Here is a 20,010-nt window from a genome sequence, read left to right as displayed (position 1 = left end):
AGTCGTCGCCGCACCTTCGGGGGGAGCCGAGCGGGGTGTGCGGCGGAGTCGGGCAGCTGCGCGGGGGGCAGCTGCCCGGGGAGGGGGGAACCGCCGGTGACCGACCCGCGCCCGGCCGGCGGCCCGTGATCGCCGCGCACCCGGCCCGACCAACCGGGTGCGCGGCAGCGGCGAAGCGGAAGCGCGGCGGCGTGCGCGCGTGAGTGCGTGCGCGCGTGCGGCGAGGCGACGGAGCGACCGTGCGGCGGACCCGCCCCGGGACAGCGACGACTGCCGTGACCGGCGACGTCCGCCCGTGAAGGAGCGCCTGCGGCGCAGCCGGCGCGCGGTCGCGGCGGTGCGGGTGAGCGCGAGACGGCCGGGAGAGCAACTAGGCTGCACGTGAAGTGATTTGATCGCCCGAGCGGTCCTGGCCGCTCAACCACTTCGTGTCGCACCGACGACAGCCCCGTTGTCCGGTACCGCCGGCCCCGCCGGTCCCACCGAAGGAACCGTCACGATGACTGACCACGAGCCCGAGGCCGCCGGGCCGGCGGGCGTCCGCAGACGTCCCCCCAAGCCGCAGGTCGACACCAGCAAGCCGCAGTCGGCGCGCATGTACGACTACTACCTGGGCGGCAAGGACAACTACCCGGTCGACCGGGCCGCCGCCGAGCAGGTCCTGACCGCCTTCCCGAACCTGCGTTACGGCGCGCTGGCCAACCGGCGGTTCCTGACCCGCGCCGTGCGGGACCTGGTGGGCGCGGGCATCGACCAGTTCCTGGACATCGGCACCGGCATACCGACGTCCCCCAACACCCATCAGGTGGCGCAGGGGCTCAACCCGGCGGCCCGGGTGGCCTACGCGGACAACGACCCGATCGTCCTCGCGCACGCGCAGGCGCTGCTGGTCAGCACCCCGCAGGGCAGGACCACCTACATCGAGGGCAACCTCAAGAAGCCCGGGACGATCCTGGAGTCCGCCGAACTGGCCGAGGTCATCGACTTCGACCGGCCGGTGGCCGTCATGCTGCTCGCCGTGCTGCACTTCGTCGAGGACGGCGAGGGCGCGTACGAGATCGTGCGGACGCTCATGGACGCGATGCCGTCCGGCAGCCATCTGGTGCTCTCCCACGCGACGAACGAGTTCGCGCCTGAGGAGTGGGCGCGGGTGCACGCGACGTACAAGGCGTCGGGGATATCGGGGCAGATCCGCAACCGCCCGGAGATCCTGAGGTTCTTCGACGGGCTGGAGATGCTGGAGCCGGGGCTGCAGGTCATTCACCGCTGGCGTCCCGACCCGGCGCCCGCCGACCCGGCCGGCAAGGAGGACGGCCCGGACGACGAGGCGCCGGCGCCGCCCGCCGACCCGTTCGCGGGCTACTCGGCGGACCAGCTGGACGCGATGATCTCCGGTTACGCGGGGGTCGCGCGCAAGCCGTGACGCGTGCGCGTGAGCGCGCGGTGGGCCGAGGAACCGTACGGCCCACCGCGCGGTCAGCGGGTCAGGAGGCGCCCACGGCCGCCGCGTCGCCGGGCCGGCCGAGCGCCGAGTTGTACGCGCTGTCGTCACCGGTGACCGAGCGGCTGCGCTCCCCCGAGACCGACACCGGCACATCGCCGACGAGCGTGATCCGCTGCACCCGGCGCGGCTGGTCGCCGTAGTCGGCTATCGCGTAGTGCTGGGTCGCGCGGTTGTCCCAGAAGATCACGTCGCCGGGAGCCCACCGCCGGCGCACGGTGTTCTCCAGCTCGGTGACGTGGTTCTGCAGGACCCGCAGCAGGTCGCGGGAGTCCTCGCCCGTCCAGCCGACGAAGCGGCGGACGAACCCGCCCAGTACCAGGGCCCGTTCGCCCGTCTCCGGGTGGACGCGCACCACCGGGTGCTCGGTGACGTACTCGGTGGAGGTGAACACCTCGCGGTACTCGCGCTCCGACGCCGAGTCGTCGCCCTGCCGCGCCTCGGAGGCGTAGTCGTACGCGTTGGAGTGCACGGCCCACAACCGGTCGGCGAGCGCGCGCAGTTCGGCGGGGAGCGTCTCGTACGCCCGCACGGTGTTGGCCCACACCGTGTCGCCGCCGTACGGCGGGATGGTGACGGCCCGCAGGATCGAGCCGAGCGGCGGCGACCGGACGAAGGTGACATCGGTGTGCCACTGGTTGGCGCGCCCCGTGGTGCGTCCGTAGTCCAGGTCGAGCACGGCGGGGCTGCCGTCGAGGGCCGGTACGGTCGGGTGCGCCGCCGTCGGTGAGCCGAACCGGCGGGCGAACGCCTCCTGCGACACGGCGTCCAGCCGCTGGTCGCGGAAGAAGACGACCTTGTGCGCCAGCACGGCGGCGCGGATCTCCTCGATGACGGTGGGTGACAGGTCCTCGGCCAGATCGACGCCGGCTATCTCGGCGCCGATGTGTCCGGCGGCCTTGCTGATCCGTAGTCCCGTGGCAGTGGTCATGGGATCCGATGCTCGCAGCGGGGGTGGGGGCGGTCAACGGAGGGACGTTACGGGCGTATGGCAGTCCTGCGAAACCTCGTCCGGGCGGCGGCCCGGCGCGGCAACCGGGAACAAAAGAGGGCGGCGGGAAGTTACGGGGAGTGACGAAGGACGACAGCAGGGATGAGCGATGGCTGAGCTGAAGATCGAGCGGACCGGTTCGCACGAGTTCGTCGGACGGAACACGCGCGGGGCGGAGGTGCGGGTCGGCCGCGTCGGCGGTGAGGGTTCCTTCACCCCTGGCGAGCTGCTCCAGCTGTCGGCGGCGGCGTGCGCCGCGGTGACGGTCGAGGAGCTGGTGGTACGGCGTTCGGGCGAGGACGCGCGCTTCACGGCGACGGCGGGCAACGACCGCCGCCCCGGCAGCCATGAGTACGACACGCTGCATGTCGCCCTGGACGTGGACCTCTCGTCGCTGGACGAGGCAGCGCGTGAGCGGGTGGCCGCCGCGATACGCAGCGCGGTCGCCAAGGAGTGCACCGTCAGCCGCACGATCGAGAAGGGCACGGAGGTGACGCTCGACATCGCCACCTAGGGCCTGATCCACACGACAGACCCCAAGGCCCCTCGGGTGCGGCGGAGGCGGGCGGCGCTCAGGCCAGCGTGGCCAGGGCGGCCGACACCAGCGTCTGAACGCCCGGGACGAGCACCGCCAGGTCAGGGGCGAACAGCGGGCTGTGGTTGGCCGGCACGTTGGCGAACTTCTCCATGAGATCGGCGCCCGGCGCGCCGTCCCACACGGACAGCGGCGTCGAGGTGACGTACCAGTAGTCGTACGGGACCCCGGCGGGCGCGAGCAGGGAGAAGTCCTCGCTGCCCATCGCGGGCCCCGCGTCGAGCACGGCGCCGTCACCGAACACCGCGCGGTGGACGGCGGCGATCTCGGTGTCGAGGGCGGCGTCGTTGACGGTCGTGGGATAGCTGGAGACGACCGTGATCTCCGGCGCCTTCGGGCAGCCCGCGGCAGCGCACTCGCCCTCGGCGATCCGGCGGATCGCGGCGAGGATCTGCTCGCGGACGGCCGGGTCCTGGGTGCGCAGGTTGAGCCCGAGCCTGGCCTCGCCGGGGATGATGTTGGACCGCTCACCCGCGTGGAACTGGCCGACCGTGAGAACGGCCGAGTGGCGGGCGGCGATTTCCCGCGAGATCACGGTCTGGAGCCGGGTGACGACATGGGCCGCCGTGACGATGGGATCGACCGCGGCTTCGGGGCGTGAGCCGTGGCCGCCGACCCCGTACACGATCAGATCGAGGTCGTCGGCCGCCGACATCGTCAGTCCCGGTGTGTGGGAGTAGAGGCCGACGGGCCCGGGGGCCGCGTGCTGGCCGAGGACGACGTCCGGGCGCGGGAAGCGGGTGTGCATCCCGTCCGCCACCATCGCCGCCGCGCCGGCGCCGCCCTCCTCGGCGGGCTGGCCGATCACCACGACCGTGCCCGACCAGACGTCCCGCCCGGCGGCCAGTGCCAGTGCGGCGCCCATCAGCCAGGTCACATGCAGATCGTGGCCGCACGCGTGCATGACCCCCGGCACCTGCGAGGCGTAGTCGAGACCGGTCTCCTCACCGACCGGCAGCGCGTCCATGTCGGCGCGCAGCCAGACGACCGGCCCTTCGCCGCGCCGCAGCACCCCCACGACGCCGGTGCCGCCGACCCCCTCGGTCACCTCGTACCCGGCGGTGCGCAGGGCGGCGGCGAGCTTGCCCGCGGTGCGGAACTCCCGCCGGGACAGTTCCGGGTGCCGGTGCAGGTCGCGGTAGAAGTCCGCCAGGTCGGCGGCCTGGAGCCCGCCGGTGAGATCCGCCGTGCGGCGGGCCGTCCGTACGGGTGCGTCCGGCTGCGCCGGCGTGTCCGACTGCGTGGGAGTGGTCATACGCCCTCTGTTTCCCTTCCGAAGATGCAGACTGTCACTTAGTGACATCCTGACGTTTGGTGCCCAAGAAAGCGGACAGGAGATTTCTATGTCCACGACATCGCACACACCCTCGCACCTCACCGTCGAGGAGCTCTTCGACTCACCCGAACGTGCCGGCGCCTCGATCTCGCCCGACGGCACCCGGATCGCCTACCTGGCGCCGTGGCGGGAGCGGCTGAACGTCTGGGTGCGGAGCGTCGAGCCGGACGGCGAGGCCCGCTGCGTCACCGCCGACGTCAACCGCAGCGTGTCGTCGTACCACTGGACGGACGATCCGCGCTGGCTGCTGTACGAGCAGGACGGCGACGGCGACGAGAACTGGCACCTGTACCGGGTCGACCTGGCGAGCCCCGGAGCCGAAGCCGTCGACCTCACCCCCTTTCCGGGGAGCAAGGTCACCGGGCTCGAACTGCCGCTCTCGCGTCCGGGCAAGGCGATCCTCAATCTGAACCGCCGGAATCCCGCCGAGTTCGACCTGTTCGAACTCGACATCGCGACCGGCGAGTTGACGATGCTCGTGCAGAACCCCGGCACGGTCGCCGGCTGGCTGTGCGCGCCCGGCGGCGAGTTGTACGCCTACACCACGACCGACGAGGGCAATGTCGAGTTCGCCCGCTGGGACGCCGAAGCCGGCAGCCTCTCCCCCGTCCTGGAGTACGACGGGTCCGACTACCCGCTCGGCATCCACCCGATCCAGCTCACCCCGGACGGCGCCGGCGTGTGGATCGGCTCCTGCCTGGGCACCGACAGGACCAGGCTGGTCCGGGTCGACCTGGCCACCGGCGAGGAGACCGAGGTGGACAGCCACCCTGTCTTCGACCTCGACACCCGCTCCGCCGTCTTCCCCGCCCTGCCCTCGCCGCTCATCCGCGACCGGCGCACCGGCGAGCTGCTGGGCGCCCGCTACCTCGGCGAGCGGCAGGTGGTCCACCCTCTCGACCCGCACTTCGCCGAGGTGCTGGCACATCTGACCAAGCTGTCCGACGGCGACCTGGCCGGCGTCTCGTCGGACCGGAGCGGCCGGCACTGGGTCGTCAGCTTCACCAACGACGTCGATCCCGGCGCCACGTACCACTACGACCACAGCACGGGCGAGAGCCGGCTGCTGTTCCGGCCGTATCCGCACCTGGACCGCGAGGCCCTCGCCCCCATGACGCCGGTCACGATCCCGGCGCGCGACGGCCTCGACCTCCCCTCGTACCTGACCCTGCCCCTCGGCACCGAGCCGTCCGGGCTGCCGATGGTCCTGCTGGTGCACGGCGGTCCCTGGTCCCGCGACAGCTGGGGCTTCAACCCCCTGGCCCAGCTGCTGGCCAACCGGGGCTATGCGGTGCTCCAGGTCAACTTCCGCGGCTCGACCGGTTACGGCAAGGCCCATCTCAAGGCCGGTATCGGGGAGTTGGCGGGCAAGATGCACGACGACCTGATCGACGCCGTCGACTGGGCCGTCGACAAGGGGTACGCCGACCGGTCCCGTGTCGCCGTCTTCGGCGGCTCGTACGGCGGTTACGCCGCGCTGGTCGGCGTCACGTTCACCCCCGACGTCTTCGCGGCGGCCGTCGACTGCTTCGGCATCTCGGACCTCGTGAACTTCCTGGGTACCGTGCCGGATTTCGTGAAGCCCCATCTGGCCACCAACTGGCATCTGTACGCGGGCGATCCGGACGACCCGGAGCAGCGGGCCGACCTGCTGGCCCGCTCGCCGATCAGCCGGGTCGACCAGATCCGTACGCCGCTGATGGTGATCCAGGGGGCCAACGACGTCCGCGTCGTGCAGGCCGAGTCCGACCAGATCGTCGCCGCGCTGCGGGCGCGGGGCGTACCGGTCGAATACATGGTCAAGAGCAACGAAGGACATGGCTTCGTGAACCCGGAGAACAGCATCGACATGTACCGCGCGGCCGACCGCTTCCTCGCCCGGCACCTGGGCGGGCGGCAGCACGCGAACAGCTAGGCCCTGTCCGGCCGATCTTCGCGGGCCCGCGACGCCTGGCACGGCACCTCGCCGCGTTGTCGGACCGATCCCCGTACAACCAGTACGGGGATGATCCTCCGCCTTGCGACGCACCGCACCAGACGCCGCGGACTGATCCGCGAAGATCAACCGAACAGGACCTAGTCAGCACGGTCCGAACCACCCGCACGACTGAGGGAGTTGAACCCGCATGACGAAGTCCGTACGTTCCGCAGAATCCGACAACCGTACCTACCCGCTCGACGGGCCCCGGACCCCCGAGCCGGAGCGCAAGGCCAAGCCCACGGCGCTCGAACAGATGGGCGGCTCGACCGGCGTCGTGTACATGATGCTGCCCATCGTGGCCTTCGTGCTCGGCAACGCGTCCTTCGGGCTGACCGGCGCCATCATCACGGCCGTCGCCGTGGCGGTCGCGATCTCCGTACTGCGGCTGGTCCGCAAGGAATCGCTCCAGCCGGCCCTCTCCGGGCTGTTCGGGGTGGCCGTGGCCTCGTTCGTCGCCTGGAAGACCGGGTCGGCCAAGGGCTACTTCCTGCTGGGCATCTGGGCGAGCCTGGTCCTCGCCGCGATCTTCCTCATCTCCGTCCTGATACGCCGGCCGCTCGCCGGAATCGTCTGGGGCGCCCTGAACGGCACCGGGACCGCCTGGCTCAAGGACAAGGCGTCGACCCACTACTACGACATCGCCACCCTCGCCTTCACCGCGGTCTTCGCCGTCCGGTTCGGCGTGCAGCAGTGGCTGTACGAGAAGGACGCCACCGGCTGGCTGGCCGTCGCGAAGATCGTGATGGGCTACCCGCTGCTCGCCCTGGCCTTCCTGGTCGTGCTGTGGGCGGCCCGCCGGTCGGGCAAGCGGCTCCAGGCGATCGGCGCGGTGCGGCCGACCTCCTGACCCCGCACCGGCCCAGGAGTACGCCCCGCCACCCGCACGACCGCAGAGGAGAACCCATGCTCGACACGCTGCCGCAGCGGCTGTACCTGCTCAGCTACACCGTGGAGAAGGAGAAGTTCGAGGCGAACAACCTCCAGTTCCGCGGCCAGAAACTCCGCGCGGCCGCCCTGGTCGAACTGGTCGACGCCGGCCTCGTCAGCGTCGTACCGGGCAAGGAGAAAGTGGTCCGCGAGGCCGTTTCGGCCCCGGGTGACCCCTTCCTCGCCGAGGTCTGGAACGAGGTGAAGCCGAAGCCCCAGCACTGGCTCAACCTGGTGCACCTGCGCGCCCACACCGCCGAGTCGGCGGTCCGCGAACAGCTCCTCGAACAGGGCGAGATCGCCCTCGGCGAGAAGACCAAGAAAAAGCTGTCGCTGCTCTCCCAGCACCAGGTCACCGTCAACCACCCGGACCATGTGCTGGCGCTGCGCGAGAAGAGCCAGGAGCCGATCCTGAAGGGCCTGGACCCGGCGAACATCCCTCTGGACGACCTGGCGCTGACGGTGCTCGCCACGGAGAGCGACTACTCGCACCACCTCTTCTCCCGCAGCGAGGCCCGCGCGCACAAGAAGGAAATCAAGGCCTACGGAGAGCAGTTCGACAAGACGGTTCCGGGCCTGCGCAAAGCGCTCCAGGCCTCCATGGCGGCGCTGCGCCCGACGGGCGGCGGCTGGGGAAGCTGACACCGTCGGCCGGCCGGTGCGGCGGCGGGGCGACACGGTGCAGCAAAAAGGCTCTGACCGGCATTTCTGCTGGTCAGAGCCTTGATTCCGGAAGTGCCCCCGGCAGGATTCGAACCTGCGCACCCGGCTCCGGAGGCCGATGCTCTATCCCCTGAGCTACGGGGGCATGTCGTCTTTGTGGCGACGGGAGAAACCCTACCAGCTCCGGTGGGGTGGCCGTGAACAGGTATTCAGGGGCCGGGGCGGGCGGGGGCGTCAGGCGCGGAGGTAGGTCAGGACGGCCAGGACGCGGCGGTGGGTGTCGTCGGCCGGCGGGAGATCCAGCTTGGCCAGGATGTTGCCGATGTGCTTGCCGACGGCGGCCTCGGAGACGACGAGTTGGGCCGCTATCGCCGCGTTGGACTTTCCCTCGGCCACCCGGGCGAGCACTTCCCGTTCACGGGGTGTCAGCCGCTCCAGCGGGTCGCGGCGGCGGCGCAGCAGCCGGCGTACGACCTCCGGGTCGACGACCGTGCCGCCCGACGCGACGTCCCGCAGGGCCGCGTCGAAGTCCTCGACCTGGCCGACCCGGTCCTTCAGCAGGTAGCCGACGGCCGAGCCGTCCCCGGAGTCGAGGAGGTCGGCGGCGTAGGCGCGCTGCACGTACTGGCTGAGGACGAGCACCGGCAGCGACGGGTGCCGTTCGCGCAGCGTCACGGCGGCGTGCAGGCCTTCGTCCTGGAAGCCCGGCGGCATCCGTACGTCCGTGACGACGATGTCCGGGGCGTGCTCGGCGACCGCCGCCAGCAGGGCTTCGGCGTCGCCGACCGCGGCGACGACCTCGTGCCCGAAGCGGGCCAGCAGCCCGATCAGGCCCTCCCGCAGGAGCACGCTGTCCTCGGCCAGGACGACGCGCAGCGCTCGGTCCGCTCGCAAGGGCTCTCCACAGACGGCAGGGGGCGCCGGGCGGGGTTCGCCGGCGGGGTCAAGTCTGCCGCACCGGGCCTCAGGCGCACCGGGCCTCAGGCGGAGCTGCGCTTCGACGGCGCCGACTTCCGGGCGGTGGTCTTCTTCGCCGTGGTCTTCTTGGCGGCCGTCTTCGCCGTCTTCTTCGCGGCCGTCTTCTTGGCCGGCGTCTTCTTCCCGGCGCTCCCGCTCTCCCCGGCCTTGCCGTCCGGCGCCTTGCTCTCCGCCGTCCTCTTCTGCGCCGTCTTCTTGGCCGTGCTCTTCTCGGCCGGCTTGCGGTCCTTGAGGTGGGTGACCTCGGCGTCCGCGGCCTCGGCGCCGTCCCCGCGCGCGTCCTTCGCCGCCCGCACGCTGTTCTCCAGCGCCGCCATCAGGTCGATGACCTGGCCGCCGCCGCCGGACGGCTCACGTTCCGGTACGGGCTGGCCCTCCGCCTTGGCGGCGATCATCTCCTCGACCGCCTCCCGGTAGTCGTCGTGCAGCGACGAGATCTCGACCTCGCCCAGGGTGTTCATCAGCGCGTCGGCCAGGTCGAGTTCGGCGTCCCGTACGGTGACGTCGGTCTCCGGCGCCACGCCTTCCGGCTGCCGGATCTCGTCGGGCCAGAGCAGTCCGTGCATGGCGATGACGTCGTCGACGACCCGCAGCATGCCCAGCCGCTCGCGGCCCCGCAGGGCGAACTTGGCGATGGCGACCTTGTTGCTGCGCTTCAGCGCCTCGCGCAGCAGGGTGTACGGCTTGGCGGCGGGGACGCCGTTGGCCGAGATGTAGTACGCCGTGTCCATCTGGAGCGGGTCGATGGACGAGGAGGGGACGAACGCGACGATCTCGATCGTCTTCGCCGTCGGCAGCGGCAGCGACGCCAGGTCCTCGTCGGTGATCGGGATGATCGTCCCGTCGGCCTCCTCGTACCCCTTGCCGATGTCGGCGGCCGAGACTTCCTGCTGGTCGATCTCGCAGACCTTGCGGTAGCGGATCCGGCCGCCGTCGTCCTTGTGGAACTGCCGGAAGGAGACCGAGTGGTTCTCCGTGGCGTTCACCAGCTTGATCGGGATGCTGACCAGCCCGAAGGAGATCGCGCCGTTCCATATGGATCGCACGTTCCATCCCTTTCATCCTGGATTCGTGGGATTCTCATCGTATGACGCCGATCACAGAGGTGGAGGGGCGGCGGCTGTCGCTCAGCAATCTGGAGAAGGTGCTGTACCCGGCGACCGGCACCACCAAGGGCGAGGTGCTGCACTACTACGCCCGTACGGCGGCCCCTCTGCTGGCCCATCTCGCCGGCCGGCCGATCTCGTTCCTGCGCTATCCGGACGGGCCAGGCGGCCAGCATTTCTTCACCAAGAACCCGCCGCCCGGTACGCCCGACTGGGTGCGGGTCGCCGAGGTGCCGCGGTCGGCGAGCCAGGTCGCCTCGCAGGTGGTGGTGGACGATCTGGCGACGCTGATGTGGGCGGCCAATCTCGTGGTGGAGTTCCACACCCCGCAGTGGCGCGCCGACGCGCCCGCCATGGCCGACCGGCTGGTCCTCGACCTGGACCCCGGGGCGCCGGCCGGTGTCGTGGAGTGCTGCGGGGTCGCGCTCTGGCTGCGCGAGCGGCTGGCCGCCGACGGGCTGGCCGCGTACGCGAAGACGTCCGGGTCGAAGGGGCTGCATCTGCTCGTGCCGCTGGTGCCCGCGCCGTCGGCCGAGGTCTCGGCGTACGCGAAGGGTCTCGCCGTGGAGGCGGAGGCGGAGCTGCCGGCGCTGGTGGTGCACCGGATGCGGCGGGCGCTGCGGCCGGGGAAGGTCTTCGTCGACCACAGCCAGAACGCGGCGGCGAAGACGACGGCGGCGCCCTACACGCTGCGGGCGAGGGACGAGCCGACCGTCTCCGCGCCGGTGACCTGGGAGGAGGTCGAGGGCTGCGCGCGGGCGGGAGCGGCGGGGGAAGCGCTGCTGGTCTTCACGCTGCACGACATGGCGGACCGGCTCGACCGGCACGGCGAGCTGCTGGCCCCGCTCAACGACCCCGGGCGGGCCGCACCCCTGCCGTGACCGGGCCTGCGGTCCGGCCGGCCCGGAACCGTCAGACCCGCAGCCAGGTGTGCCGGTCGCGGGCCGCCGCGTACAGGGCCTCGACGTCCACGGGTTTCAGTACGCCGCCGAGGTCGGCGAGCGACGCGACCTCCGTGTCGTGCAGGATCCGCACGTCCTGCGGCACGGGCCGTACGTCGAGGCTGGCGGCGCCCGCCACCACCAGCACCGGGCCGACCGCGGCCGCCAGGGCGAGCGTGGCCCGCTCGGCGGCCTGGCGGGCCCAGCGCAGCTGCGGCAGCGGCTCGGCGCGGCCCGTCCTGACCAGCGGGTCGTCGATCCGCACCCGCTGCTTGCGCGCGGGCAGGGTCCGTATCGCCAGCACCCCGCCGGGTCCTATCGCGAGATGGTCGACGGAGGCGGCGCCGGGCAGCGGCACGGAGTGCAGCACCCGCCAGCCCGCGCTCTCCAGCCGGTCCAGCTGCTCGCCGACGAACTGCTGGGCCAGCAGCGCGCCGCGCCGCGCGTCCTGCCGCAGCCGCAGCCGCAGCGAGGCGCCGGGCGACGGCATCGCGTCGAGCTGGACCTGCAGGGACTCCCCCGGCCGGTTGGGCGCCAGGTCGTCGTCGGGGTGGAGCGAGAGCCGGTCGAGGTCGGCGGGGGTGGGCACGGGCGGCGGCCCTACCGTCACCTCACCGGTGAGGTACGGCGCGAGCGCGGCCAGTACGGCTTCGCGGCGCGCCGCGTAGACGAGGCTGACGCGGCCCGCGCTCTTGTCGTACCAGGCGACACCGGTGCCGTCGGGCAGGCTCACATAGAGCCGGTCCTGACCGTGGTGGTGCGCCGGTGTGACGCGAAGTCGGGTCATGCCATCACCCCTTGCCCATGGGAACAGCCCACGGGCCGTGGGGCAAGAACCAATTCGTGGCAACCATCCGCCAACCGTACGCGGATGACGGATTCCGTAACGAAACGCCGTCGGGGGGACGGCGGGACGGCAACGACGGGGCATCCGACGTACCCGGGCCGTCCCTGCTGTCGGTGGCGTACGGCACACTCTGACCAGGCACCGTCGCAGGCGCTCGCCGACATTTCCCGGAAGGAATCCCGCACATGATCATCTTCGGTACCAGGGGCTACCTCTACCAACTGGCCATATTGACGCTGGTGTGCGGTCGCTGCGGCAACCCCTCGGCGCACACCCTCAGGAAGCGGGTCACGAAGTTCACGCTGTTCTTCGTGCCGTTGTTCCCCGTCTCCACGAAGTACGCGACGCAGTGCACGTTCTGCGGCGCCGAACAGCGGATCGAGAAGGAGCAGGCCGAGCAGCTGCTGGCGCAGGTCGCCCCGGCGGCGGGACCCGGCGCCGCCCCGGTCACCCCGGGATACGGCCAGCAGGGGTACGGACCGCAGGGCACGGGCGGCCAGCCGCAGCAGAACCAGCAGAACCCCTACCAGAGCTGACGTAACGCATAGTGATGTTTTGCGGACTCTACGTGGTCAAACTAGGGTGAATCGGGCGAGCCGTATGCCGGAACGGCCGGCTCCTCGCACCCAGGTCACCAGGAGTCAGCATGCCCCTGCGTTCCCTCGGCCTCAGCGCCGCCGCAATCGCCGCCATTGCCGCAGCGACGCTCACCACCGCCCCCGCAGCGCTCGCCGCGCCGCCCGCGCCCTCCACGGCGTCGGACAGCCCGGCGGCCGTGGACACCCCCTCGGCCACGTCGAACAGGCCGGTGGCCCGCGAGGACAGCCCGGCGACGGAGCACAGCTCGCGCAGCTACCTCGGCAAGGTCACGGCCAGGACCGGGCTGCTGCTGCGTGACAAGCCGACCCGCAGCAGCCGTGTCGTACGCAGCGAGCCGTACGGCGCCCTCGTGCACATCTTCTGCCGCACGCGCGGTGGGAACGTGAACGGGAACACCAGCTGGTACCTGCTCACCGACGGCACCTGGGCGTGGGGTTCGGCGGCCTACATCGCCAACATCGGCGCCGTGCCGCGCTGGTGCTGACACGCCACCGACACCACTGACACCGTCTGATGCTGAGTAAGTTCGACATGCCTTATGTCTTTACATAGCCGGACATAAGGCATGTCGAATTGCTACGTTGCCTGCCATGACCGCACCGACGACGGTGGACACTCCCCCGCCCGAGCTACGCATCCCCAAGCGCCGGGGTGTCGAGTTCTCGCTCCTCGTCTGCGCCGTCCTCATCTCCGTCTTCGGCTACGCCGCCGTCGGTCTCGCGAAGAACGACGCCGTACCGCCGGACGCCGCCGGCTACGGCGCGGGGCTCGGCCTGCTCGCGCTGCTCGCGCATCTCGCCGTCCGGGTGCGCGCCCCGTACGCCGACCCGCTGCTGCTGCCCATCGCCGTGCTGCTGAACGGTCTCGGTCTGGTGCTGATCTACCGGCTCGACCTGGAGACCCCGCACGACCAGGCGGCCCCGACCCAGCTGGTCTGGTCGACGATCGGTGTCGCGCTGTTCGTCGGTGTCGTGCTCTTCGTACGCGACCACCGGCTGCTCCAGCGCTACGCGTACGTGTGCGTGGCGGCGGCGCTCATCCTGATGATCGTGCCGATCCTCTTCCCCGCGGTGAACGGGGCGAAGATCTGGATCAGGGTCGGCGGATTCTCCTTCCAGCCGGGCGAGTTCGCCAAGGTGCTGCTCGCGATCTTCTTCGCCGCCTATCTGGCCGCCAACAGCGGCGCGCTCGCCTACACGGGACGGACCGCCTGGCGCCTCCAGCTGCCGACCGGGCGAGTGCTCGGCCCGATCGTGGCGATCTGGCTGCTCAGCGTCATCGTCCTGGTGCTGGAGCGCGACCTGGGCACCTCGCTGCTCTTCTTCGGTCTGTTCGTGATCCTGCTGTACGTGGCGACGGGGCGGCTCGGCTGGATCGCGGTCGGGCTGCTGCTGGCCGTCGTGGGCGCGTACGCCGTCGGCTCGTTCGAACCCCATGTGCACGGCCGGGTGGAGGACTGGCTGCACCCGTTCGCCTCCATCGACGCCGGTCAAGGACCAGGACAGCTCGCCCAGTCGCTGTTCGCCTTCGCCGCCGGCGGGATGTTCGGCACGGGGCTCGGCGCCGGCGACTCGATCCTGATCGGCTTCGCCGCCAAGTCGGACTTCATCCTCGCGACCGCCGGCGAGGAGCTGGGCCTCGCCGGACTCACCGCGATCTTCCTGCTGTACGCGCTGCTCGTCGCACGCGGCTTCCGGGCCGGGCTCGTACTGCGCGACTCCTTCGGCCGGCTGCTGGCCGTGGGGCTCTCCTCGATCCTCGCCCTCCAGGTGTTCGTGATCGCGGGCGGGGTGATGGGGCTGATCCCGCTCACCGGCATGGCGCTGCCGTTCCTGGCCCAGGGCGGTTCGTCCGTCGTCACCAACTGGATCATCGTGGCGCTGCTCATCCGGCTCAGCGACTCGGCGCGCAGACCGGCGCCGGCCCCCGTGGAACCCGGGGTCGTCGAGCACGCCGTACCGCCGGGGACGGGTGAGTGATGCTCCGTCATATCCGGCACGCCGCCGTCTTCTGTCTGCTGCTGCTCGTCGCCCTGCTGGTCAACGCGGCCCGGGTGCAGGTGTTCGAGGCCGACGCGTACGACAAGAACCCCGCCAACCGCCGTGACATCGTGGCCCGTTACGCGCAGCCGCGCGGCGAGATCCTGGTCGGCGGCGTCTCCGTCACCGGGTCCAGGGACACCGGCCAGCAGTTGCGCTTCGAACGCACCTACACACAGGGGCCGTTGTACGCCCCGGTCACCGGCTACGCCTCGCAGACGTACGGCACGACGCTGATCGAGAACGCCGAGGACGGCGTGCTGTCCGGCACCGACCCGATGCTGGCCCCGCTGCCGCTGTGGAACGAGACCACGCACGGCCGGCAGCCCGGCGGCCGGGTCGTCACCACCGTACGGCCCTCGATGCAGCGGGTCGCCTTCAGCGGGCTCGCGGGCCGCAGGGGCGCCGTCGCCGCGATCGAGCCGGCGACCGGCAAGATCCTCGCGCTGGTCAGCAGCCCCTCGTACGACCCCACGCAGCTCTCCGGCACCGGCACGGCCGTCACGACCGCCTGGTCCCGGCTCAACGGCGAGATCACCCAGCCGATGCTCAACCGCGCGATCCGGCAGACCTATCCGCCCGGCTCGGCCTTCAAGATCGTCACCGCCGCCGCGGCGCTGGAGTCCGGGAAGGTGCGCGACCCCTCGGCCCCGACCGGCATCGGCGAGCCGTACGTCCTGCCCGGCACGACCACCACGCTGCCGAACGAGGCCGAGGGCTGCGACGACGCGTCGCTGGACTACGCGATCACCTGGTCCTGCAACTCGGTGATGGCCGGGCTCGGGGTGAAGGTGGGGCTGTCGAAGATGGTGGACACGGTCGAGAAGTTCGGCTTCAACGACACCGGTATCGAGATCCCCTCGGGCGTCGCCGCCTCCAACTTCGACACGCACATGAGCGACGACCAGCTGGCGCTGTCCTCGATCGGGCAGTTCGACACCCGCGCCACCCCGCTGCAGATGGCGATGGTCGCCGCCGCGGTCGCCAACGGCGGCGAATTGCGCTCCCCGCATCTGGTGGACCGTACGACGGCGTCGGACGGCGACGTCGTCTCCCGTACCGGCGGGCACACCTACGACCGGCCGATGAACCCGGGCACGGCCCAGCGGCTGCGGCAGATGATGGTCGACGTCGTGGCGAACGGTACGGGGACGAACGCGGCGATCGACGGCGCGACGGTCGGCGGCAAGACCGGCACGGCGCAGCACGGCATCGGCAACTCCGGTACGCCGTACGCCTGGTTCATCGCCTGGGCGCAGGCGGACGACGCGGCGCAGCCCGCGGTGGCGGTCGCCGTGGTGGTCGAGGACGCGAAGGCCGACCGGGCGGACATCAGTGGCGGCGGGGACGCGGCGCCGATCGCGCGGGCGGTGATGGAGGAGGCGCTGCGCTGACCGGACCCGCCGACGGGATCGGGCCGTGACCCAGCGGCGAGACCGGGCCGTGGGTCAGGCGGACCGCAGCGCTTCGCGTCGCTCCAGCCACTCCCGCGGCAGCCCGTCCGTCCCGGTGCGCGCGGCCACGATGCCGCCGGTGATGGCGCAGGTCGTGTCGACGTCCCCCAGTGCCTCGGCCGTCGCCCACAGGGCGGCCGTCAGGTCGTCGCTGTGCCGGGCCGCCGTCCAGACGGCGAAGGGCACCGTGTCGTCGGCGCGGATGCGGCTGCCGTTGCCCAGCACCTCGGCGGCCTCGGCGGGTGCCGTGCCGGGCGGCAGCTTCGCCGCTCGGGCCAGGCCGTCCCGTACCGCGCCCGGCGGTGTCGCGTCCGTGACCGCGTCCAGGGACAGTTCGTGCCGGGCCGACAGCGCGGCGGCGACGGCGACCGCCACCGCGCCTGCGACGCCCTGCGGGTGGGCGTGGGTCACCTCGGCGGACAGCGTGGCCTGCTCCGTCACCCGGCCGAGGTCGTCGGCGAACCACGCGCCCAGCGGCGCCACCCGCATCGCGGCGCCGTTGCCGAGGCTCCCGCCGTCGAACAGGCGCGGCGCGAGGGTGCGCCAGCTCTCGGGTTCGTGCAGCAGGGCGGGCAGCAGCAGGTGCATGCCGTGGCCGTAGCCGCGCGCCTGGTCCGTCTCGAAGGCGAGGGCGAAGTGGAGTGCCAGCAGGTCCTGGTCGACGGCGCCGCGCTCTTCGAGGATCCGCAGGATCGCGAGGGCCATCGCCGTGTCGTCCGTCCAGGGCCAGTGCGGCTCCGGCGGGGTGCGCCGGGCCGCGATCTCCGCCACGGCGGTGGCGTGCGCGCGGAAGAGCGGGAACCAGCGCTCACCGAACGCGTCGCCCGTCGCCAGCCCTTCGAGGCTGCGGCGGCCGGCCGTGCGGGAAGCGGCGGCCGAACCGGGGGGCGGGGTGAATCCCGAAGTGGCAGGCATGTCATCCATCCTGGTGGTCCGTCCGGTCAACTGCACCTCCCTTTCCCGGCTGCCCGGCCCGGCGACGTCAACTCCCGCCCTCCGCTATCGCGTCCGTCACCTCGGCGACCCGCTCCCGCTCCTCGGCGGCGAAGCGTTCCTTGTCGAGCTGTTCGGCTATCTCCTCGTCCTGGGTCATCAGCAGGTCCAGGTTCGAGTCGCCGAGGTCGAAGACCCCCATGTCCAGATAGGCCTTCTGCAGCCGCTCGCCCCACAGGCCGATGTCCTTGACGCACGGCACGATCCGGCTGAACAGCAGCTTCCTGAACAGCTGGAGGAACTCGGACTGTTCGGAGAACTCCTCGGCCTCCGCCTTCGGCACGCCGAAGTTCTCCAGCACCTCCACCCCGCGCAGCCGGTCACGCATCAGGTAGCAGCCCTCGATGACGAACTCCTCGCGCTCGCGCAGTTCGGCGTCGGTGAGCTGCTTGTAGTAGTCGCGCAGCGCCATCCGGCCGAAGGCGACATGCCGGGCCTCGTCCTGCATGACGTACGCGAGGATCTGCTTCGGCAGCGGCTTGTTGGTGGTGTCGCGGATCATTCCGAAGGCGGCGAGCGCCAGGCCCTCGATGAGCACCTGCATGCCGAGGTAGGGCATGTCCCAGCGGGAGTCGCGCAGTGTGTCGCCCAGCAGGGCCTGCAAGTTGTCGTTGATCGGGTAGAGCATCCCGACCTTCTCGTGCAGGAACCGGCCGTAGATCTCGGCGTGCCTGGCCTCGTCCATGGTCTGGGTGGCCGAGTAGAACTTCGCGTCGAGGTCGGGCGCCGACTCGACGATCCGCGCCGCGCACACCATCGCGCCCTGTTCGCCGTGCAGGAACTGGCTGAACTGCCAGGCGGTGTAGTGCTTGCGCAGCTCGCCCTTGTCCTTGTCGGTCATCTTGGCCCAGTAGCGGGTGCCGTAGAGGTTCAGCGCCTCGTCGGGGGTGCCGAGGGGGTCGTACGGGTCGACCTCCAGCTCCCAGTCGATGCGCCGGGCGCCGTCCCACTGCTTGTCCTTGCCCTTCTGGTAGAGGGCGAGGAGCCGGTCACGGCCGTCGTCGTAGTCCCACTGGAAGCGGGCCGAGCCCGCGGCGGGGACCTGCCAGACGGACTCTTCGGGGGCGTCGGTGTAGAGGTCGTGCGTCGACACAGGCAGCAGCTCCTCGGCCTCACGGGCCTCACGGTGGTGTAAGTACCCTCGTCGGCTGGACTGTTGGCAGGCTCACACGTTGGTAGACCCGGAGTCAACAAGTAGGCACGAGGCCGGGCGCCCTGCCGGCGCACAACTCGCGCCGGGGGGATTGACGTCCTTACTGACACGCGGTCTTATAAGGGTACCGCCGGTAACACCCACCGGTCCCGTCCCGAGGTGCGAGGTGCGCTCAGCCATGACAGCAGTGACCGAACGCGACGTGCAGCTGCTCCGCGACGCCCTGGGCCCGCTACGCGACCGCGAGCAGGTCGCCCGGCGGCTGCTCGAATCGTCGGCGAAGCACTCCTTCGACCCGGACAAGGAACTCGACTGGGACGCGCCGATCGAGGACGGCAAGTGGTTCTGGCCGCCCGAGCTGGTCTCCCTCTACGACACCCCGCTGTGGCGGAAGATGTCGCAGGAGCAGCGGATGGACCTGGCCAGGCACGAGGCGGCGTCGCTCGCCTCGCTCGGCATCTGGTTCGAGATCATCCTGATGCAGCTGCTGGTCCGGCACATCTACGACAAGTCGGTGACCAGCAGCCACGTCAGGTACGCGCTCACGGAGATAGCCGACGAGTGCCGGCACTCGATGATGTTCGCGCGGATGATCCAGAAGGGCGGCGCCCCGTCGTACCCCGTGCCGCGCTTCCACCACAATCTGGCGCGCGTCCTCAAGACCGTCTCCACCACGCCGGGTTCGTTCGCCGCGACCCTGCTCGGTGAGGAGATCCTCGACTGGATGCAGCGGCTGACCTTCCCCGACGAGCGGGTGCAGACGCTGGTGCGCGGAGTGACCCGGGTCCATGTCGTCGAGGAGGCCCGCCATGTCCGGTACGCCCGGGAGGAGCTGCGCCGCCAGATGGTGACGGCGCCGCGCTGGGAACAGGAGTTCACCCGGCTCAGCAGCGGCCAGGCGGCCCGGGTCTTCTCCGTCTGCTTCGTCAATCCGCAGGTGTACGACAACGTGGGGCTCGACCGCCGCGAGGCCGTCGCGCAGGTGCGGGCCAGCGGCCACCGGCGTGAGGTCATGCAGTCGGGCGCCAGGAAACTCACCGACTTCCTGGACGACATCGGGGTGCTGCGCGGCCCCGGACGCAAGCTGTGGCGCTCCTCAGGGCTGCTCGCCTGACCGCGCGGAGCCGGTCGGCCGCGGTACCGGACACAGGCGATGCGATTACGCTGCGGAACATGACCGCGCCAGCCACGCCCGCGTACCGACGGCTCAGCGTCGAGGCGCGCCGCACCCAACTCCTCGACGCCGCCCTGACGCTCTTCGCGCACCAGGCGCCCGAGGACGTCGCCCTGGACGACGTGGCGGCGGCGGCCGGGGTGTCCCGGCCGCTGGTCTACCGCTACTTCCCCGGCGGCAAGCAGCAGTTGTACGAGGCCGCGCTGCGCTCGTCCGTCGACCAGCTGGAGCTGTGCTTCACCGAACCGCAGACCGGGCCGCCCACCGAACGGCTCAAGCGGGTCCTCGACCGGTACCTGTCCTTCGTCGACCAGCACGACGCCGGGTTCAGCGCGCTGTTGCAGGGCGGCAGCGTCTGCGAGACCTCCCGCACCACCGCGATCGTGGACGAGGTGCGCAGGGCTGCGGCCGAGCAGATCCTGCTGCACATCGCGCCTGCGGGCGGGGCGGCGCCGGGGCCCCGGATGCGGATGATGGTGCGGACGTGGATCGCCGCGGTCGAGTCGGCGTCACTCATATGGCTGGACGAGAACAAGCAGCCGCCGGCCGACGAATTGCGGAACTGGCTGGTCGACCATCTCGTCGCACTGCTCGTCGCGACGGCCGCCACCGACGAGGAGACGGCGCTCGCGGTGCGCGTCCTCGTACGCCACGAGGACCCGGACGGCCCGGTGGGGACGCTGGCCCGGCGGGTGGTGCCGCTCGTGGGCGAGGCGATCCAGGCGCGCTGA

General features: G+C 71.2%; 19 protein-coding genes and 1 tRNA gene. 12 read left to right on the top strand and 8 right to left on the bottom strand.

Annotation, left to right across the window (positions count from 1 at the left end):
• Positions 1 to 499 precede the first annotated feature (499 nt).
• On the top strand, positions 500 to 1,423 hold the full coding sequence (locus OHS57_RS26170) for an SAM-dependent methyltransferase (protein WP_328583526.1): 924 nt from the start codon (positions 500 to 502) through the stop codon (positions 1,421 to 1,423).
• A gap of 61 nt (positions 1,424 to 1,484) precedes the next feature.
• On the opposite strand, the gene OHS57_RS26165 is transcribed toward OHS57_RS26170, so the two are convergent.
• Entirely contained in the window at positions 1,485 to 2,432 is a 948-nt protein-coding gene (locus OHS57_RS26165; RefSeq protein WP_328583525.1) for a TauD/TfdA dioxygenase family protein, read from the bottom strand.
• Positions 2,433 to 2,601: 169 nt separating this feature from the next.
• Here OHS57_RS26165 and OHS57_RS26160 point away from each other — a divergent pair, with 169 nt between their 5' ends.
• The gene (locus OHS57_RS26160) at positions 2,602 to 3,006 is read left to right on the top strand and encodes an OsmC family protein (protein ID WP_041984376.1); all 405 of its coding nucleotides are present in this window, start codon (positions 2,602 to 2,604) and stop codon (positions 3,004 to 3,006) included.
• Between the two features lie 58 nt (positions 3,007 to 3,064).
• On the opposite strand, the gene OHS57_RS26155 is transcribed toward OHS57_RS26160, so the two are convergent.
• Complete coding sequence (locus OHS57_RS26155; RefSeq protein ID WP_328583524.1) at positions 3,065 to 4,342, bottom strand: amidohydrolase; 1,278 nt, start codon at positions 4,340 to 4,342, stop codon at positions 3,065 to 3,067.
• Between the two features lie 88 nt (positions 4,343 to 4,430).
• Here OHS57_RS26155 and OHS57_RS26150 point away from each other — a divergent pair, with 88 nt between their 5' ends.
• The 3 genes from OHS57_RS26150 to OHS57_RS26140 all read left to right on the top strand — a co-directional run bounded on the left by OHS57_RS26150 (position 4,431) and on the right by OHS57_RS26140 (position 7,973).
• Positions 4,431 to 6,338, top strand: coding sequence for a S9 family peptidase (locus OHS57_RS26150; protein ID WP_328583523.1), 1,908 nt, complete (start codon positions 4,431 to 4,433; stop codon positions 6,336 to 6,338).
• A 211-nt stretch (positions 6,339 to 6,549) separates the two neighbouring features.
• Positions 6,550 to 7,251: a DUF3159 domain-containing protein gene (locus tag OHS57_RS26145; RefSeq protein WP_041984382.1), complete on the top strand. Its 702-nt coding sequence runs from the start codon at positions 6,550 to 6,552 to the stop codon at positions 7,249 to 7,251.
• Positions 7,252 to 7,307: 56 nt separating this feature from the next.
• Positions 7,308 to 7,973 (top strand): GOLPH3/VPS74 family protein, encoded by a 666-nt coding sequence (locus tag OHS57_RS26140; protein ID WP_328583522.1) that lies wholly within the window; start codon positions 7,308 to 7,310, stop codon positions 7,971 to 7,973.
• 94 nt (positions 7,974 to 8,067) lie between these two features.
• Here the strand turns inward: OHS57_RS26140 and OHS57_RS26135 are convergent.
• The 3 genes from OHS57_RS26135 to ku all read right to left on the bottom strand — a co-directional run bounded on the left by OHS57_RS26135 (position 8,068) and on the right by ku (position 10,018).
• Positions 8,068 to 8,139, bottom strand: a tRNA-Arg gene (locus OHS57_RS26135).
• A gap of 89 nt (positions 8,140 to 8,228) precedes the next feature.
• A complete protein-coding gene (locus tag OHS57_RS26130; RefSeq protein WP_328583521.1) occupies positions 8,229 to 8,888 on the bottom strand; it encodes a response regulator transcription factor in 660 nt (219 codons plus the stop codon).
• Positions 8,889 to 8,974: 86 nt separating this feature from the next.
• Complete coding sequence (ku, locus tag OHS57_RS26125; protein WP_328583520.1) at positions 8,975 to 10,018, bottom strand: non-homologous end joining protein Ku; 1,044 nt, start codon at positions 10,016 to 10,018, stop codon at positions 8,975 to 8,977.
• A 41-nt stretch (positions 10,019 to 10,059) separates the two neighbouring features.
• Between ku and ligD the strand changes: the two genes are divergently transcribed.
• Positions 10,060 to 10,959 carry a non-homologous end-joining DNA ligase gene (gene ligD / locus OHS57_RS26120; protein WP_041984391.1) on the top strand — a complete coding sequence of 300 codons (900 nt, stop codon included), beginning with the start codon at positions 10,060 to 10,062 and terminating at the stop codon, positions 10,957 to 10,959.
• 31 nt (positions 10,960 to 10,990) lie between these two features.
• Here ligD and OHS57_RS26115 read toward each other — a convergent pair whose 3' ends face one another.
• Complete coding sequence (locus OHS57_RS26115) at positions 10,991 to 11,806, bottom strand: nuclease-related domain-containing protein (RefSeq protein ID WP_328583519.1); 816 nt, start codon at positions 11,804 to 11,806, stop codon at positions 10,991 to 10,993.
• Positions 11,807 to 12,051: 245 nt separating this feature from the next.
• Here OHS57_RS26115 and OHS57_RS26110 point away from each other — a divergent pair, with 245 nt between their 5' ends.
• The 4 genes from OHS57_RS26110 (at position 12,052) to OHS57_RS26095 (ending at position 15,899) form a co-directional block, all read left to right on the top strand.
• The gene (locus OHS57_RS26110) at positions 12,052 to 12,402 is read left to right on the top strand and encodes a zinc-ribbon domain-containing protein (RefSeq protein ID WP_041984392.1); all 351 of its coding nucleotides are present in this window, start codon (positions 12,052 to 12,054) and stop codon (positions 12,400 to 12,402) included.
• Positions 12,403 to 12,512: 110 nt separating this feature from the next.
• Complete coding sequence (locus OHS57_RS26105; RefSeq protein ID WP_041984394.1) at positions 12,513 to 12,950, top strand: SH3 domain-containing protein; 438 nt, start codon at positions 12,513 to 12,515, stop codon at positions 12,948 to 12,950.
• Between the two features lie 106 nt (positions 12,951 to 13,056).
• Positions 13,057 to 14,445 carry an FtsW/RodA/SpoVE family cell cycle protein gene (locus OHS57_RS26100; protein WP_041984397.1) on the top strand — a complete coding sequence of 463 codons (1,389 nt, stop codon included), beginning with the start codon at positions 13,057 to 13,059 and terminating at the stop codon, positions 14,443 to 14,445.
• Complete coding sequence (locus OHS57_RS26095; RefSeq protein ID WP_328583518.1) at positions 14,445 to 15,899, top strand: penicillin-binding transpeptidase domain-containing protein; 1,455 nt, start codon at positions 14,445 to 14,447, stop codon at positions 15,897 to 15,899. Before OHS57_RS26100 ends, OHS57_RS26095 begins: the two co-directional genes overlap by 1 nt.
• A 54-nt stretch (positions 15,900 to 15,953) precedes the next feature.
• Here OHS57_RS26095 and OHS57_RS26090 read toward each other — a convergent pair whose 3' ends face one another.
• A complete protein-coding gene (locus OHS57_RS26090) occupies positions 15,954 to 16,874 on the bottom strand; it encodes an ADP-ribosylglycohydrolase family protein (protein ID WP_328583517.1) in 921 nt (306 codons plus the stop codon).
• 67 nt (positions 16,875 to 16,941) lie between these two features.
• On the bottom strand, positions 16,942 to 18,045 hold the full coding sequence (locus OHS57_RS26085; RefSeq protein ID WP_041984401.1) for a ferritin-like domain-containing protein: 1,104 nt from the start codon (positions 18,043 to 18,045) through the stop codon (positions 16,942 to 16,944).
• 238 nt (positions 18,046 to 18,283) lie between these two features.
• On the opposite strand from OHS57_RS26085, the gene OHS57_RS26080 reads away from it, so the two are divergent.
• The gene (locus tag OHS57_RS26080) at positions 18,284 to 19,219 is read left to right on the top strand and encodes an AurF N-oxygenase family protein (protein ID WP_328583516.1); all 936 of its coding nucleotides are present in this window, start codon (positions 18,284 to 18,286) and stop codon (positions 19,217 to 19,219) included.
• 59 nt (positions 19,220 to 19,278) lie between these two features.
• Positions 19,279 to 20,010, top strand: coding sequence for a TetR/AcrR family transcriptional regulator (locus OHS57_RS26075; protein ID WP_041984408.1), 732 nt, complete (start codon positions 19,279 to 19,281; stop codon positions 20,008 to 20,010).

It is taken from the genome of Streptomyces sp. NBC_00370 (genome assembly GCF_036084755.1).
Classification (GTDB): Bacteria; Actinomycetota; Actinomycetes; order Streptomycetales; family Streptomycetaceae; genus Streptomyces.
This window is presented reverse-complemented; position numbering and strand designations above follow the sequence as displayed.

Coding starts and splice junctions, on each gene's coding strand:
- OHS57_RS26170 (WP_328583526.1), top strand. CDS start 500: ATGACTGACCACGAGCCCGAGGCCGCCGGGCCGGCGGGCGTCCGCAGA.
- OHS57_RS26165 (WP_328583525.1), bottom strand. CDS start 2,432: ATGACCACTGCCACGGGACTACGGATCAGCAAGGCCGCCGGACACATC.
- OHS57_RS26160 (WP_041984376.1), top strand. CDS start 2,602: ATGGCTGAGCTGAAGATCGAGCGGACCGGTTCGCACGAGTTCGTCGGA.
- OHS57_RS26155 (WP_328583524.1), bottom strand. CDS start 4,342: ATGACCACTCCCACGCAGTCGGACACGCCGGCGCAGCCGGACGCACCC.
- OHS57_RS26150 (WP_328583523.1), top strand. CDS start 4,431: ATGTCCACGACATCGCACACACCCTCGCACCTCACCGTCGAGGAGCTC.
- OHS57_RS26145 (WP_041984382.1), top strand. CDS start 6,550: ATGACGAAGTCCGTACGTTCCGCAGAATCCGACAACCGTACCTACCCG.
- OHS57_RS26140 (WP_328583522.1), top strand. CDS start 7,308: ATGCTCGACACGCTGCCGCAGCGGCTGTACCTGCTCAGCTACACCGTG.
- ligD (WP_041984391.1), top strand. CDS start 10,060: ATGACGCCGATCACAGAGGTGGAGGGGCGGCGGCTGTCGCTCAGCAAT.
- OHS57_RS26115 (WP_328583519.1), bottom strand. CDS start 11,806: ATGACCCGACTTCGCGTCACACCGGCGCACCACCACGGTCAGGACCGG.
- OHS57_RS26110 (WP_041984392.1), top strand. CDS start 12,052: ATGATCATCTTCGGTACCAGGGGCTACCTCTACCAACTGGCCATATTG.
- OHS57_RS26105 (WP_041984394.1), top strand. CDS start 12,513: ATGCCCCTGCGTTCCCTCGGCCTCAGCGCCGCCGCAATCGCCGCCATT.
- OHS57_RS26100 (WP_041984397.1), top strand. CDS start 13,057: ATGACCGCACCGACGACGGTGGACACTCCCCCGCCCGAGCTACGCATC.
- OHS57_RS26095 (WP_328583518.1), top strand. CDS start 14,445: ATGCTCCGTCATATCCGGCACGCCGCCGTCTTCTGTCTGCTGCTGCTC.
- OHS57_RS26090 (WP_328583517.1), bottom strand. CDS start 16,874: ATGCCTGCCACTTCGGGATTCACCCCGCCCCCCGGTTCGGCCGCCGCT.
- OHS57_RS26080 (WP_328583516.1), top strand. CDS start 18,284: ATGACAGCAGTGACCGAACGCGACGTGCAGCTGCTCCGCGACGCCCTG.
- OHS57_RS26075 (WP_041984408.1), top strand. CDS start 19,279: ATGACCGCGCCAGCCACGCCCGCGTACCGACGGCTCAGCGTCGAGGCG.